At 55.1% G+C, this 910-nt stretch carries 1 protein-coding gene; it reads left to right on the top strand.

The genetic code is table 11. From position 1 onward, the window contains the following. Positions 1-137: 137 nt before the first annotated feature. Positions 138-910 (top strand): PAS domain-containing protein (locus tag NW838_RS05080; protein WP_414427620.1); only part of this gene is annotated, 773 nt, incomplete at its 3' end.

Raw genomic sequence — 910 nt, 5'->3', positions numbered from 1 at the left:
TCTTTCCTCTATAAATTACTCTCTCTATCCTAACATAAGATCAACACGACCTAGTCAACCTGCTTACCTTACTCAACTGGAACACTCTGCCCGGATGGCTTTGGCTGCTCCTTTGGGGATCCTCACTGGCCGTGGTGATGTACTGGCAAAAGCGCTGGCTGCAGCGGGATCAGGTGGGTTTTCCCGATGTCATCATGCTGGCGCGTGCAGATACGACGGTGGTGGAATGTAACGAAGCTTGCCAGAAAATCTTGGGGGATTGGCGGGGCAGGCGCTGGATCGACGTGCTGCCGGCAGAAGAGCAAGAGCAGGTGCGGCAAAAGATAGCCCAGCTCACCCCTCAGCAGCCTACCTTCACCCGAGTTGGCAGGGTATCGGATGCGTCGGGGCAGGTGCGGTGGTTTGAGTGGATCAACCAAGGCATTTTTGACCGGCGGGGCCGCTTGCAGTTTATTCGCGGCGTGGGCCGAGACATTACCGAGAAGAAACAGTTGGAAGAAAACCTGCGGCTGCGGGAAGCCCAACTGCGCACCTTGTTGGATGCCCTGCCATTGGCGGTGTGGGCCAGGGATCCCCAGGGAGTGCTAATTTTGCAAAATGCCACTGATCGCGCCTGGTTTGGCGATCTGCTGGGTACTTCTCTGGAGGAGGTGGCTCAGCAACATCCCCACTGGCCGGAGTACACCTCTCAAGTTCTATCCGACGTAGAGCGGCAAGGGTTTTGCCAATTCGAAGGTAAGGAAATGATTCAAGGCCAGGAGCGCTACACCTATCGCTTCGCTGTAAAGCTTCAGGATCAGTCTAAAGGATTAGGACTTCTCGGCATTGTCCTAGATATCACCGAGCAGAAGCGCCTGCAACGAGAGCTAACAGATCAACAAGAACGCTTTCGCGCCTTCCTCAACAACAG

Origin of the sequence: Synechococcus sp. R55.2 (genome assembly GCF_047462075.1) — a bacterium.
Lineage (GTDB): Bacteria > Cyanobacteriota > Cyanobacteriia > Thermostichales > Thermostichaceae > Thermostichus.
The sequence above is the reverse complement of the archived record's forward strand: the minus strand, read 5'-3'. Positions and strand labels throughout refer to the sequence as shown.